The organism is Oscillospiraceae bacterium MB08-C2-2 (assembly GCA_035621215.1).
GTDB lineage: Bacteria > Bacillota > Clostridia > Oscillospirales > Ruminococcaceae > WRAV01.
The window spans coordinates 2,239,634-2,253,462 of sequence record CP141729.1 but is presented as its reverse complement, the minus strand read 5'-3'; the positions used below and the strand labels follow the sequence as shown (position 1 = coordinate 2,253,462).

Below are 13,829 nucleotides of genomic sequence, written 5' to 3'. Positions count from 1 at the left end.
GCAGAAAATTAGCCTTATTGCTATAATAGATTAGGAGGCTGTTTGAGATGGCCCGAAGAAAAGCCCCAGATACAAGTGGCGGAAGCGGCGATTGGCTGAACACCTATGCCGATATGGTAACCTTGCTTCTTACCTTTTTTATTCTGATGTTTGCTATGTCCAATGTGAATGAGCAGAAGTTCAATCAATTGGCAGAGGCTTTCCGTGCACACGGCAGCAACTGGATGGATCGGATTGCCATTGATACCGGCACTTCGGGAGGAACCACTACTCCCAACTCAGCTTCTGAAGGCAGAGGCGTTGAGCAGGCGCAAGCCGAACCGGAGGTTGATGTAACCACCCTGCCGGAGGTTTATGAGCACCTTAAGGAATATCTGGATGAGCACCCTATGGGCGATCAGGTTCAGATTAGCCAAGGTGATGGGTATGTGTTTATTCGCTTTATGGATGGCCTCTTGTTTCAGCCAAACAGCGATACGCTAAAAGCAAGCGATTTGGAAATGCTCAACTTTATTGGTTATGGAATCAAGGCTGTGCAGGATAAAGCCGCTGTTATTCGTATCGATGGCTTTACTGCGGCGATTCTGGATAACCCCAACTATCCGGTTTCGGACCGCAGGCTTTCCAGCAATCGGGCGAATGCGGTTCTCATCTATTTCGAAGATGTAATTGGCATAGACGGAGAAAAGCTGATCGCAGTTTCTCACGGAAAATACCGCCCAATCGCCGATAACGATACCGAAGAAAACATGGCCAGGAACCGCCGTGTTGAGATATTAATCAGCGATGAAAACTCGCTTTCCAAAGAGGCTGACCTGATCTATGAAAAGCTGCTTAATGATTGACATTCAGAATCCACCGCTATACAATAATGAGGTCATAATCCGCTTTAATGCAATTTCCATTTTTACCTTGCGGTGCCTGCCGCTTTTCGGCAGGAAAAAGGCACAGGAGTTCTTTCGGCGTTTGTGCCGACAGAGGGCAGGGTATTGAAAGCGGCCTCGGTTTTTAAGGCTGCATAAATAGAAGCCCTCATACAAACACGGGGCGAGGGGGAAAGAGTTAGTGGAGGTACTGTCACAAAGCCAGATCGATGATTTGCTCAATTCGCTAACATCGGGAGATGTGGATATTACCGCTGTGGGCGATGAGCCTGCCGCTAAAAAGGTTAAGGAATACGATTTTAAAACACCCAAGCGCTTCACCAAAGAAAACCTCAAAATCGTTAACAGCGTTTATGAAAACTATTCCCGTCAGCTTTCAACCTATCTTACCAGCCTACTGCGGTTATTCGTAAACGTGGAGCTGGTGAATGTGGAGGAGCTGCGTTATTCGGAGTTCAGCAACGCCATGCCCGATTCGGTTATGTTCGGTATGGGAGAGATGATCTTCCCCGGCAGCCCGGAAGAAAACAACATTATGATTATGGATATTTCCAGAGCCACCACCTTTGCTGTTATCGAAAGGCTGCTGGGCGGCTCGGGAGATGGATTAACCGTTAGCCGGGATTTCACCGAGATCGAAATCTCGCTGATGGATAGTGTGTTTAAGGGGGTTTTTCCCAGAATGTCCGATGCATGGGCCAGCTACTTTGAGCTGGATACCCGTTACCGGAAAATCGAAACCAACTCCCGATTGGCGCAGGGCATTGCGCCGGATGAAACCGTTGTGATCATTGTGCTGGATATTCTGGTTAAGGAAACGCAGGGCAACATTACCATATGCGTTCCCGCAGTCTGTCTGGAGGATGTGATTAAAAAGATCAATTCCCAGTATCTGCGCAATCTCAAAACCATCAACAGCGCCAGCGATAAAGAGCGTCAGGCGTTGGTTCTGAAGTATCTCAGCGAAAGCGAGCTGGAGCTGAGAGGGATTATCGGCGAGGTGGAAGTCAGCCTTGGCGATGTGGTGTATTTGAATGTGGGGGATATCCTACAGCTTAACAAGCCCATCGGTTCCCCGGTGAGCTTGTATGTGGGAGAATCCTGCTGGTTCAAAGGTGCGATTGGAGTGCAGCGCCGTAAAAAGGCAATCCGTATTGCAGAAGTCCTTTAGTAAGAGAGGTGTGAACATAAATGAGCAATGCCAATGATACGCTGTTCTCCAACCTGGAGATTGATACCATCGGTGAAATCATGAATATCAGCATGGGCTCGGCTTCTACAGCCGCCTCAACCCTGTTGGATAGCAAGGTGAGCATCACAACCCCGGTGGTGAGAATCCTGCCGGTAGCTGAACTGGAGATTGCTTCACTGGAGCCGGCAGTTGCAGTGGATATCCGCTATGTTGAGGGGATTACCGGTTCCAATATTCTGGTTCTGCGGGCCGATGATATTAAAAAGATTCTTGCCCGTATGATGCAGATGGATATCCCCGAAGACTTTGAAATGGATGAAATGGCTCAAAGTGCCATCTGTGAGCTGATGAACCAGATGATGGGCTCCTCCGCAACGGTGCTTTCCTGCTTCTTGGGGCGCAACATTAATATTTCCACACCGGTTGTGGTGCAGATCAATGAGTTTGAGGAGCTGAAGGCCACCTATTTTAAAGGAGAAGAAGCGGTTATTACTGTTTCCTTTACTCTAACGGTAGATGGGCTGATTGAAAGCGAATTCATGTGCATTATGCAGGTGGAGCTGGCCAAAGAAATCATCGATGTTTCTCTGAATTTTGAAAGTGGCGAAGATTCTGATTCCGCACCTGCGGCTGTGGAAGATTCGGCTCCGCAACCAGTTGTGACAGAGGCACCACCCACACCACAGGCCCCTGCCGCCCCGGTGGCACAGCAAGCACCTCCGGCGCCGGTTCAGGCCCCCCCTGCACCTGCAATGCCGCCTATCCAGCAGGAGATGCCCATGATGCCGCCTCCCGGCTACCCGCCGGTTCCGGGCTATCCGCCCCAGCAGGCCTATTACCCCCCTTATCCCCAACAGCCGGGTTATCCGCCCCAGCAGCCGTATGGCGCTTATCCTCCGCCTGCTCAGGATAGCCAGATGAAGGTGCAGAGCTATGCCTATAACGAGTTCAAGGATGGCGGCGATCACATTGCCGGCAGCAATCTTGATTTGGTTATGAATGTTCCGGTTACGGTCACAGTAGAGCTTGGCCGCACCAGACGCAAGATCCGGGAGATACTGGAATTTGGGCAGGGCTCTATTGTGGAGTTGGATAAACAGGCCGGTTCGCAGGTGGATGTGATTGTAAACGGCCAGCTCATTGCCCGTGGTGATGTGGTTGTGGTGGATGATAATTTCAGCATTCGCATTACAGAGATACTCAAAAACCGGGATGATCTCAGCATACTGTAGCAGCATGCTTTTGTGCGGCAATGCCGCTGTTCCAGATAAGTTAAAAGCATATAGTCGGTCTGCCCGGAGTCAGGGTGGCTGAGTATAGATGACAGCTTTTGGTAAAAGGCTGTGGGTTAATAAATAATTTTTAGGTGGTGCAGGATTATGAGTAAAATATTAGTGGTTGATGATGCTGCTTTTATGAGAATGATGATCAAGGATACCCTTAATAAGCTGGGCTATACCGATGTAGAGGAGGCTGCGGACGGCGCCATTGCGGTGGAAAAATTTCAGCAGCTGAATCCCGATCTTGTTATGCTGGATGTAACCATGCCCAATCTGGATGGAATTGGTGCGCTGAAAGCCATTAAGGAGATGAATCCCGCTGCCAAGGTCGTTATGTGCTCTGCAATGGGTCAGGAATCCATGGTTGTGGAGGCTATTAAGCTGGGCGCTTTGGATTTCATTGTGAAGCCCTTTAAGCCCGATCGGATTGCCAAGACTATGAAAGCGGTATTGGGCTGAGTCCCTTTGGCTCTGCTGCGGTTTTTTGGCAGGGCTGCTTCCGCTCTGGCGGAGATGCTCTGTATCCATTAAAGGAGAATGAACGCCTTGGGTTTAACCGATATACTGGCCCTGCTGGGCTCGGGTATTTTGATTGTGCTGTTGCTGGTGGCCACCTATTATGCCAGCCGCTGGTATGCAAAGCGTATTGGGCGGGTTTCCGGCGGCCACTATATAAAGGTTGTGGATCAGGCCGGTCTTGCGCCGGGCTCCAGCTTGATGATTGTGGAAATTCAAGGAAGCTATTACCTGTTGGGGATTAGTGATAAGAATATGCAGCTGATCACCCGGCTGGAGGATTTTACACCCGATGCCCCTACCGGGCCTCAGGGAGCCTTCCCTTATGGAGAAAGCTTCCGTGAGCTTCTTAGCAAGGCAGGCTTTACGGGTAAAGGGCGAAATTCCAAAGATAACGGTGACTCATAATGAAGAAAATCAAAGGAAAATGGTTGGCTGCCCTTTTGGTGGCACTCCTGCTGATTTGCGGGCTTGGCATCAGTGTGCTGGCGGCCGTTGGCCCCACCCAGCCTCAGGCTCCCACGGCGCCGGAGGTTCCCGAACAGGTGGGGGAGGCGGAGCCGGGCATTAATGTCAGCATCAATGGAAAAAGCTCCGATTCGGTAAAAATCATCCTGCTGATGACTTTGCTGACTCTGCTGCCCTCCATTCTGATTATGATGACCTGCTTCACCCGAATCATCATTGTATTTTCGCTGCTGCGAAACGCCTTGGGTCTCCAGCAGACCCCACCCAATCAGGTGCTGATCGGCTTGGCGTTGTTTTTGACTTTGTTCATTATGAACCCTGTTATCTCCCAGGTGAATGAAACCGCCTTCCAGCCCTACAATGCAGGGGAATTGACCACCCAGGAGTTTCTGGATACGGCCAAAGGCCCCCTGCGTGATTTTATGCTTAAACAAACCGATACCAAGGATATGAACATGTTCCTCAATCTGGCGGGCCGGGATCGCCCCGGCACCGTGGAGGAATATGGCATGGATGTGGTCATACCAGCCTTTATTACCAGTGAGATCAAGCGGGCCTTTATTATCGGGTTCCTTCTCTTCATACCCTTTTTGGTGATTGATATTGTGGTTTCCAGTGCACTGATGTCCATGGGTATGGTTATGCTTCCGCCGGTTTCCATCTCTTTGCCTTTTAAGCTGCTGCTGTTTATCACGGTGGATGGGTGGGGGCTTCTGATCAAGGCCCTTGTTTCCAGCTACAACCCCTGACCAGCTACTTTCGATAAAGGAGAGTGATCCTTGAATATGACCAACACCGCTATAACCGAAATATTCCGGGATGTGCTTTTTACAGCTCTCAAGCTCTGCGCCCCGGTGCTGATTGTGAGTGTGCTGGTGGGGCTTGTGATTTCCATTTTGCAGGCAGCCACACAGGTTCACGAGCAGACCCTGACCTTTGCCCCCAAGCTGGTTGCAATCGGGCTGGTGCTGCTGCTGCTTTCCAATTGGATGATGGAGCAGATGAACGATCTTACTTTGCGTATATTCGAGGCAATTGCCTCCTCTATGTAAAGGGGAATCGGTGTGAATATCAATCTTGATCTGGTTCTTCTGTTTGTGCTTATTACCATCCGAATGTTGGGGATGTTTGTTTTCAGCCCCATCTTCGGGCGTACCAATGTTCCCACCATGGTTACAGCGGGAGCCAGTTTTTTTCTGGGGTTGCTGCTGGTAAATGTGGTGGCGATGCCCAATCTGGGTGACCCCAACCTGCTGGAATTCTTTTTGCTGGTGGTCAAGGAATTGGCTGTGGGACTGCTTGCCGGCTTTGTGCTGCGGATGTTCCTTTCGGTGCTGATTGTGGGCGGCGAAATTCTGGATATGCAGATTGGTGTATCCATGTCCAAGGTGTTTGACCCCAGCAGCAACAGCTCGGTTTCTCTCAGCGCCACGATGCTGAACATCCTGTTTATCCTTGGCTTTTTTACCAGCAACAGTCACCTGACCTTAATTCACATGACAGCCCTGACTTTTCGGGTTATTCCCATCGGCATCACCGGCATCAATTGGGAGGTGGGGCAGTATCTGGCGGAGCTGCTTTCCACGGTGCTGCTTTTTGCCATTCAGCTTTGCATGCCCATGGTGGTGCTGGAGGTCATTGTGACCATGGCAGTGGGCATTATGATGCGGGTTGTGCCGCAGATCAACGTGTTTGTAGTCAACATCCAGCTCAAGCTGCTGGTGGGCTTTTATTCTATGATTTTCTTGGTTCCCGCTTTCAGCGCTTTTATTGAAAATATGATGGCTGTCTGTATGGAGAAAATTCAGCTGGCATGGGGCTATCTGGCATAAGGTCCTTTGCTTTTGACCCCTTGGGAGAAACACGACTGAATCGGTAAAACAAAGGGGGGAGAAGGGTGCCAAACAACGAGGGCGGTGAAAAAACCGAAAAAGCCAGCCCCAAAAAGCGGCAGGACGAACGCAAAAAGGGTAATATCTTTATGAGCAAGGATATTCCCGCAGTGGTTGGCATTCTCATTTCCTTTTATATGATGAAGGCTTTTTTTGGCTCCTTTTTTGATCAGCTTCAGGATCAGTATATCCGGCAAATTCGCCGGGCCGCTGAGATGGAGTTTCTGGATATTGAAACGGTGGGCCTGATGGGCCGGGAGGTAGCGCTGCTCATTGGAACCACTCTGCTGCCGGCTATGCTGGTGATTATGGTGGTGGCGGTTCTTTCGGTGGGCGCTCAGACAAAGTTTATTTTTTCCGGCGAGACCATGAAGTTTAAGATGGATCGGCTCAACCCTTTGCAAGGCATCAAACGGATGATTTCTCTCAAAGGGGTGGTGGAGCTGCTCAAATCCCTGATCAAGATCATGGTTCTGGCTTGGCTCCTGTATGGAAGTGTACAGCAGGTTATCGAGATTTTGCCCGCCATGATGGATTGGGAAGTGCTTCAGGGGATGAGCTACACCGGGCAGCAGATTCTTTCCATGGTGATTTCGGCAGCAATTGCCTTTGGTGCCATTGCGGTTCTGGATTATCTTTACCAGCGGTGGGAATACGAAAAAGGCATTATGATGACCAAGCACGAAGTGAAAATGGAATACAAGCAAATGGAAGGTGATCCCCAGATTAAAGGGAAAATTCGTGAAAAACAGCGTGAATTTGCAAACAAGCGCATGATGCAGCAGGTCAAGGAGGCGGATGTCATTGTCCGTAACCCCACCCACTTTGCTGTGGCGCTGAAATATAGCATTGAAACCGACATTGCCCCCCGTGTGCTGGCCAAAGGGCAGGATATTGTGGCCCTGCGCATAGTGGAGGAGGCAGCTAAATACAACATTCCGGCGGTGGAAAATAAACCCTTGGCCCGGGGGCTCTATGAATCGGCCGAGGTGGATGAAACGATCCCCGCAGAGTTCTTTCAGGCGGTAGCGGAGCTGCTGGCTTGGCTATACAATTCGAAGGATAAGGAATCAGTGAAAAGATGAAGCTTTTTATTAACAACATGGTCTCAATCTTTGTCATATTGATCATTGTGATGATCATTATTCCTTTGGCTCCTTTTTTTCTCGACTTTATGTTCCTGCTGAACATTGCTCTTTCGCTGGTGATTATGCTGATCACCATGTATATAAAAGAAACCCTTGAGTTTTCAGTATTTCCCTCCATGATGCTCCTGACCACCCTGATTCGGCTGGCGCTGAACGTTTCATCCTCCCGGTTGATTCTTTCCAAAGGAGGCAGTGCCGGGCAGGTGATCAAAACCTTTGGCGATTTTGTTATTCAAGGCAACGCCGTGGTGGGTTTTATTATCTTTGCCATTATTGTGTTGGTTAACTTTTTGGTTATCACCAAGGGCGCCGAGCGTGTGGCAGAAGTTTCCGCCCGTTTCACCTTGGATGCCATGCCCGGTAAGCAGATGGCCATCGACGCCGACCTCAACTCTGGCCTGATTGATGAAGCACAGGCCAGAATCCGCCGCTCCAAGATTCAGCGGGAGGCGGATTTTTACGGCTCCATGGATGGTGCCACCAAGTTCGTTAAAGGGGATGCCATTGCCTCCATTGTGATTACAGTAATCAATTTCATTGGCGGTATTATCATCGGTATGGTCACTTCGGATATGAGCTTCGGCGAAGTGGTGCAGGTGTATACCGTTGCCACCATCGGTGATGGGCTGGTTTCGCAGATACCCTCCCTGCTGATTTCGGTTGCCACCGGTATGCTGGTGACCCGTTCTTCCGCCGAAAACAACCTGAACATCGATGTCAGCCGCCAGCTGTTGGCTCAGCCCAACGTTCTGATGATTGCGGGCGGCGTTATAACAGCCATGCTGCTGATTCCCGGCTCCCCCAAGGCGCAGGTTATTATACTGGGCACTATGCTGGTGGGTTTTGGGCTGATGCTCCAGCGCAAGCCGGTTATGGCCGGGGCCGGGCCTGCCGCCGATGCAGCCCCTCTGGAAGGGGAAGAACCACTTTCGGAGATTTTTAACGAGGCCGCCTTTTACAAAAATATCGACAATGTCTATGGCCTTCTCAATGTAGACCCTATCGAAATGGAGTTTGGCTATTCCCTTGTGCCGCTGGTGGATGAAAGCTCCGGCGGAAGCTTTATCGACCGTATCGTCATGTTCCGCAAGCAGTTCGCCTCTGAATATGGCGTGGTTATCCCCACCGTTCGCCTGCGGGATAACGGCCTGCTCAACCCCAACCAGTATGTCATCAAGCTCAAGGGTGAGGAAGTGGGCCGGGGTGAGGTGTTGGTGGATTACTATCTGGCTCTTGACCCTGGCGGCACCACCGGCGAGGTAGAGGGCATTGATACGGTGGAGCCCGCCTACGGCATCCCCGGCAAGTGGATTCTGGAGGAATCCCGGGAGGCCGCCGAGGTTTACGGCTATACCGTTATTGATCCTCTTTCGGTTATTGTCACCCATATGTCCGAGGTGATCCGGCGCTATGCTCATGAGCTGCTCAGCCGTCAGGATGTGAATCAGCTTTTAGAAAACACCGCCAAGACCAACCCAGCTATTGTTTCCGATGTGATTCCCGGCGTGATCGGGATTTCCGACCTGCAAAAGGTACTGGGCAATCTTCTTCGGGAGAATGTCTCCATCCGGGATATGGAAACCATTTTGGAAACCATCGGGGATTATGGCATGACTGTGAAGGATACCGACCTGCTCACCGAATATGTCCGCCAGCGCCTCAAGCGCACCATTACCCGCCAGTATGTCAACGGCAATGTGCTCAAGGTGATCACGGTGGATCAGGATGTGGAGCAGACCATTCTTTCCAGCATCAAGAAAAATGAGCAGGGCACCTATATGGCCTTGGAACCGGAAAAGGTGCAGGCTATTGTCAGCAACCTGATGGATGATATTAACCGCATCAAGGATATTGTATCGGTGCCGGTTGTGCTCACCTCCCCGGTGGTGCGGATTTATCTGAAAAAGATGCTGGATCAGTTCAACCCCAACATCGTGGTTCTCAGCTTTAGCGAGATTGATCCCAATGTGCAGATTCAGGCTCTTGCCAACGTGCAAATCTAAGGGGGGCTTCGCCCCTTTCTTCGGGCGTAGGCTCATTAAAAGCGATTGCTTTTGCGCCCAATGGCGCCAGCTTCCCCTTTCCGGCTGGGAATAGAAGAGCAGAAAAGGGCTGTTTTCTGCCAATGGCAAAAGAGAACCCATTGGGAACAAAGGTGAAAATATAAAAGGGCTTGCGCCCGAAGCAGGGGCAAAGCTCGAAAGGAGTGGAAAGACAGTGGCTGTACAGACCGCCGTGGAGCAGGAAAAAACAGGCGTAACCCTGGAAATGTGGGAGCGGTTTATGCAGACAGGCGATACCAGCCTGCGCAACGACATTGTTTTGCATTACTCCAATTTGGTCAAGGTGATTGCTCTCCAAATGCGAGGCATTTATAAAAATTACGCCCAGCTGGATGATGTGGTGAACCAAGGCATCATCGCTCTCATCGACGCTGTGGAAAAATACGACCCCGGCCGCAACATTAAGTTTGAAACCTTTGCCTCCATCAAGGTTCGGGGCTCGATCATTGATTTTATCCGGGCGCAGGATTGGATACCCCGCAAGCTGCGCAAAATGTCCAAGGATTTGGATGCAGCTACAGACACCCTTTATTCCCAGATGGGGCGGCAGCCCACCAATCATGAGCTGGCTCACCATATGGGCATCACTGTGGAGCAAATTGACCGTATTTTGGAACAAACCTATAATTTTAACCTTCTTTCTTATGAAGATGTAGTCTGGCAGAGAATGTCCTCTGTAGGCGGCGACCGGCTGGAGGATAGCACCTCCGCCGAATCCCCGGAGGGCAACCTGATGGAAGAAGAGCTGCGCCAGCAGCTTGGTGAGGCAGTTGATAGCCTCAACGACCGGGAAAGAACCGTTATCTCCCTTTATTATTACGAACGCTTGAAACTGAAAGAAATCGCCGAGGTGCTGGGGGTCAGCGAATCCCGTGTCTGCCAAATCCATTCGGCTGCTATCAACAAAATGAGAAAACGTATGCGGGATTATATCACCGAATAACCCCGAAATTCTGAGGAAAAGAGGTCGAATCATGGTAAGAGGCTTTTATACAGCGGCATCCGGCTTGCTGACACAGCAAAAACGGCTCAATACCTATTCAGATAACATCGCCAATGTGGGAACCGCCGGTTACAAAAAGGATAATCTGGTTACCGGAACCTTTGGCGAGCACCTGATGAACCGGATGAACAGCTACAGCACCTCCACCCTGCACCCCATCGGCCCCAGTGTTTATGGCCAGAACGTGGCGGATAGCTACACCGATTATACCCAAGGGAGCCTTGAATCCACCGGGCGCCATTTGGATGCGGCCATCAGTGGGGCAGGCTTCTTTGTGGTGAATGTGGGGGATGAGGAGCGCCTTACCCGCAACGGCCAGTTTACCTTGGATGAAGAAGGCTATCTTGCCCTGCAAGGCCTTGGCCGGGTGCAGGGAGAATCCGGGGATATCCAGCTGACCAGCGGTGAAATCACCATTTCCCGGGATGGAACCGTCTTTTTGCCTCCCGAAGAAGAAGGCGACGATTACACAGAGGTAGGCCGCCTGCGGCTGGTTCTGCCTGTGGATTACGATGCCATGCGCAAAACCACCGACGGCACCTATATTTCCCCTGAGTTTGCCCAGCTTGAGGAGGGGTATCCCACCGATATCCTCCAGTTCAGCCGGGAAAAATCCAACGTGGATTTGGGTGAGGAAATGACCCGCTTGATTTCCAGCCAGCGGAGCCTGCAATCCGCCAGCCAGATTGTAAAAATGTATGATCAGCTCAACGAAAAGACCAACAGCCAGATCGGCCGGGTATAGCCGAACCTAAACCGTTATAAAGGGAGGAACCACCTATGATAAGAGGCTTTCACACCGCCGCCACTGGCCTTTCCACTCACCAGAATCATTTGAACATTGTGGCCAACAATATATCCAACGCCAACACCGTGGGCTTTAAAGCCATGAATGCCAGCTTTCAGGATTTGGTTTACCAGAGCCTTGAGCGGGTGGAGGGGCTTCCGGAGGCGCAGGTGGGCCACGGCGTTAAAATAGCCAAAAGCGATGTTGTCATGGAGCAGGGTCCGCTCCAGCCCACTGAGCGTAAGCTGGATTTTGCTCTGACCAACAGCGGCCAGTTTTTTGCTGTGCGCAACCCGGAATCGGATGAAATCCGCTATACCCATGCAGGCAATTTTATTATCAGCAACGACAGCGATACGCTCTATCTGGCCACTGCTTCCGGCGATCGTGTGCTGGATGAAGATGGTTCGGATATTGAGCTGCAATACAATGAAGAAGGGCAGCTGGATTTTTCCGAGTTCAATCTGGGCGTTTTCCACTTTGCCAATCCTTATGCCTTGGAACTGGCAGGCTCCAATTCCTTTAGAGCGCCCGAGCTGGCCGGTGAGGCCGTGGCTGTGGAAGATCCGGAGTATAAGCAAGGCTATCTGGAAGGCTCCAGTGTGGCTGTTTCGGACGAAATGGTTAAAATGATCGAGGCTTCCAAAGCTTTCAGCTTTAATTCCCGCATGGTTCAGGTGGCCGATGAGGTTGAGCAGGTGGTTAACTCTCTGCGTTAGTCAGCATTACCCACAGAGGATAAAGTCGGTATAGACCGCCTTTAGCGGTTAGCGGCGGATTGCCGCTGTTTAAAACCACACGGCGGTTTTAAACCTATACAAACTATAAAGAAAGGACCTTCGGTGCGCTTTCGCTGCAAGGTCTTTTTGTTTTTAAGCTCCAGAATCTTCAAAAAAATATAAAATAAAGAGAAATAGTCATAAAATTGTAATTATTTTCATTTTTATCATTGTTTTAAGACTGAAAATAGTATAAGATGAGTATAAGATGCATCGCTGAAGGGCTTTCAGCGATCAAGCTACGTAAAAACAGAAACTCTGCTTGAAAGCGAGAGGATAAAAACCACAACACCATAGGTGAGGGGTGCAAGACAGGAGGATACGCCATGAATAACGAGTTATTGGATCATGTAAGCCTTGATGTGGCTGCAGAAACGCAGGAAGAAGAGATCGTTTATGAGAAACCGGCTATTTCTGTAAATATTTCCTACGATCAGATGATGGCAGCGGTGAAGCTGACAAAAACGAGTGTGTTTACATCCGATCCACAAGAGGAAGATATTCGGGCGGCATTGGCCGAAAACCGCGTGGTGTTTGGCATCAAGGAGGAAGCGGTCAAGCAGCTTTGCATTCTCCCTATTTATGATCGCGCTATCCCCGTTGCAGAGGGCAAAAAGAACCAGGTCGGCGAGGATGGCCGACTGGAATACCTGATTCGGGAAGAAAAAAACCTTGCCCCCAAAATTCGGGAGGACGGAACGGCGGATTTCAAGGATTTGGGTGTGGTGCAGAATGTAAAGGCCGGGCAGGAGCTTTGCCGTATTATTCCCCCCACTATCGGGGAGGAAGGCACCAGTGTTTTAGGGGAAGTTGTCCCCGGGCAGGCAGGCCGTGCAGTAGCCCCCAGAACAGGGAAAAATGTATCCCTCAATGAAGAAGGCACAGCAGTCATTGCGGATTGTGACGGCAGCGCCGAGGTGTTAGACGGCAAGATCGTGGTTTTAGATGTGCTGCGCATTGCCGAAAATGTGGATAACTCCACCGGCGATATTACCTTTACCGGCAATGTGATCATTGGTGGGGATGTGCGTCCGGGCTTTACCGTTACCGCTCAAAACATCACCGTGCGGGGCAGTGTGGAGGGAGCCACTCTAAATGCGGCAGAAAGTATTACCATATCCCAAGGGGTCAACGGAGCCAACCGGGGCAGGCTGATTGCAGGCGGTGATATTCGGTGCCCTTATTTGCAGGCTGCAACCGTGGAGGTTAAAGGAAATCTTTATGCAGATTCCATCCTCTATTGCCAGTTGAACATAGGGGGGAATCTGGAACTTACCGGAAAGCGGGGCAGCTTGATTGGAGGCCGCACCACTGTGGGTAAAAAGGCTATAGTTAAAAACATCGGGGCGGATTTCGGCACAACCACTGAGGTGTCCATGAAGGGCATGTACGATGAAAATGATCCCGAGGTAGTGGAGCTGCGCCAAGCCATTCTGGAGCTGCAGGAGGAGCAATCCAAGGTGGCTCAGGTGCTGGGCCAGTATCGCTCCTCCCCCGGTTCCCGGCGTGGGATTATGCCCATAGACGATGCAACCCGCCAAAAGCTGCAGGCTTTGGAAAAGGCCAGCGGGGCCAGAGCGGCCCAACTGGAGGGCTTGGAGGCAAAACTCAGAATAGTGATCAATCAGAAGGAAGCAGAAGGCCGGAAGGAAAACGCCATTCAGTGCTCCAACACCATCTATCCGGGGGTTAAAATCGCCTTTGGGCCTTATGCGATGGCGGTTTCCTCCCATATCGTTCATTCTATGCTGTATGTATCCGAGGGCGAAATTAAAACAGGCACCCTGTAACGTACTTTCTTTTTGAAAAAAAGAAAG

The 13,829-nt window shown here is 50.7% G+C and carries 14 protein-coding genes; all 14 read left to right on the top strand.

Annotation, left to right across the window (positions count from 1 at the left end):
* Positions 1-47: 47 nt before the first annotated feature.
* Complete coding sequence (locus U6B65_10070) at positions 48-845, top strand: flagellar motor protein MotB (protein ID WRS26686.1); 798 nt, start codon at positions 48-50, stop codon at positions 843-845.
* Positions 846-1,065: 220 nt separating this feature from the next.
* Positions 1,066-2,055 (top strand): flagellar motor switch protein FliM, encoded by a 990-nt coding sequence (gene fliM, locus U6B65_10065; GenBank protein WRS26685.1) that lies wholly within the window; start codon positions 1,066-1,068, stop codon positions 2,053-2,055.
* A gap of 20 nt (positions 2,056-2,075) precedes the next feature.
* A complete protein-coding gene (fliY, locus tag U6B65_10060; GenBank protein ID WRS26684.1) occupies positions 2,076-3,308 on the top strand; it encodes a flagellar motor switch phosphatase FliY in 1,233 nt (410 codons plus the stop codon).
* Positions 3,309-3,455: 147 nt separating this feature from the next.
* Complete coding sequence (locus U6B65_10055) at positions 3,456-3,815, top strand: response regulator (protein WRS26683.1); 360 nt, start codon at positions 3,456-3,458, stop codon at positions 3,813-3,815.
* Positions 3,816-3,893: 78 nt separating this feature from the next.
* Positions 3,894-4,280, top strand: a complete 387-nt coding sequence (locus U6B65_10050; GenBank protein ID WRS26682.1) for a flagellar biosynthetic protein FliO — start codon at positions 3,894-3,896, stop codon at positions 4,278-4,280.
* Positions 4,280-5,089, top strand: a complete 810-nt coding sequence (gene fliP / locus U6B65_10045; GenBank protein WRS26681.1) for a flagellar type III secretion system pore protein FliP — start codon at positions 4,280-4,282, stop codon at positions 5,087-5,089. The genes U6B65_10050 and fliP overlap by 1 nt, the downstream gene beginning before the upstream one ends.
* 36 nt (positions 5,090-5,125) lie before the next feature.
* Positions 5,126-5,392 carry a flagellar biosynthesis protein FliQ gene (gene fliQ / locus U6B65_10040; GenBank protein ID WRS28938.1) on the top strand — a complete coding sequence of 89 codons (267 nt, stop codon included), beginning with the start codon at positions 5,126-5,128 and terminating at the stop codon, positions 5,390-5,392.
* Positions 5,393-5,404: 12 nt separating this feature from the next.
* A complete protein-coding gene (locus tag U6B65_10035; protein ID WRS26680.1) occupies positions 5,405-6,172 on the top strand; it encodes a flagellar biosynthetic protein FliR in 768 nt (255 codons plus the stop codon).
* A gap of 65 nt (positions 6,173-6,237) precedes the next feature.
* Complete coding sequence (gene flhB / locus U6B65_10030) at positions 6,238-7,317, top strand: flagellar biosynthesis protein FlhB (GenBank protein ID WRS26679.1); 1,080 nt, start codon at positions 6,238-6,240, stop codon at positions 7,315-7,317.
* Complete coding sequence (flhA, locus tag U6B65_10025) at positions 7,314-9,383, top strand: flagellar biosynthesis protein FlhA (GenBank protein ID WRS26678.1); 2,070 nt, start codon at positions 7,314-7,316, stop codon at positions 9,381-9,383. The genes flhB and flhA overlap by 4 nt, the downstream gene beginning before the upstream one ends.
* A 214-nt stretch (positions 9,384-9,597) precedes the next feature.
* Complete coding sequence (locus U6B65_10020) at positions 9,598-10,386, top strand: FliA/WhiG family RNA polymerase sigma factor (GenBank protein ID WRS26677.1); 789 nt, start codon at positions 9,598-9,600, stop codon at positions 10,384-10,386.
* Between the two features lie 31 nt (positions 10,387-10,417).
* Positions 10,418-11,191 carry a flagellar hook-basal body protein gene (locus tag U6B65_10015; GenBank protein WRS26676.1) on the top strand — a complete coding sequence of 258 codons (774 nt, stop codon included), beginning with the start codon at positions 10,418-10,420 and terminating at the stop codon, positions 11,189-11,191.
* A gap of 35 nt (positions 11,192-11,226) precedes the next feature.
* Positions 11,227-11,952: a flagellar hook-basal body protein gene (locus U6B65_10010; GenBank protein ID WRS26675.1), complete on the top strand. Its 726-nt coding sequence runs from the start codon at positions 11,227-11,229 to the stop codon at positions 11,950-11,952.
* A 386-nt stretch (positions 11,953-12,338) separates the two neighbouring features.
* A complete protein-coding gene (locus tag U6B65_10005; GenBank protein ID WRS26674.1) occupies positions 12,339-13,802 on the top strand; it encodes a FapA family protein in 1,464 nt (487 codons plus the stop codon).
* The last annotated feature ends 27 nt before the right edge of the window (positions 13,803-13,829 follow it).

Coding starts and splice junctions, on each gene's coding strand:
- U6B65_10010 (WRS26675.1), top strand. CDS start 11,227: ATGATAAGAGGCTTTCACACCGCCGCCACTGGCCTTTCCACTCACCAG.
- U6B65_10050 (WRS26682.1), top strand. CDS start 3,894: ATGAACGCCTTGGGTTTAACCGATATACTGGCCCTGCTGGGCTCGGGT.
- fliQ (WRS28938.1), top strand. CDS start 5,126: ATGACCAACACCGCTATAACCGAAATATTCCGGGATGTGCTTTTTACA.
- fliP (WRS26681.1), top strand. CDS start 4,280: ATGAAGAAAATCAAAGGAAAATGGTTGGCTGCCCTTTTGGTGGCACTC.
- fliY (WRS26684.1), top strand. CDS start 2,076: ATGAGCAATGCCAATGATACGCTGTTCTCCAACCTGGAGATTGATACC.
- flhA (WRS26678.1), top strand. CDS start 7,314: ATGAAGCTTTTTATTAACAACATGGTCTCAATCTTTGTCATATTGATC.
- U6B65_10005 (WRS26674.1), top strand. CDS start 12,339: ATGAATAACGAGTTATTGGATCATGTAAGCCTTGATGTGGCTGCAGAA.
- U6B65_10055 (WRS26683.1), top strand. CDS start 3,456: ATGAGTAAAATATTAGTGGTTGATGATGCTGCTTTTATGAGAATGATG.
- U6B65_10070 (WRS26686.1), top strand. CDS start 48: ATGGCCCGAAGAAAAGCCCCAGATACAAGTGGCGGAAGCGGCGATTGG.
- U6B65_10015 (WRS26676.1), top strand. CDS start 10,418: ATGGTAAGAGGCTTTTATACAGCGGCATCCGGCTTGCTGACACAGCAA.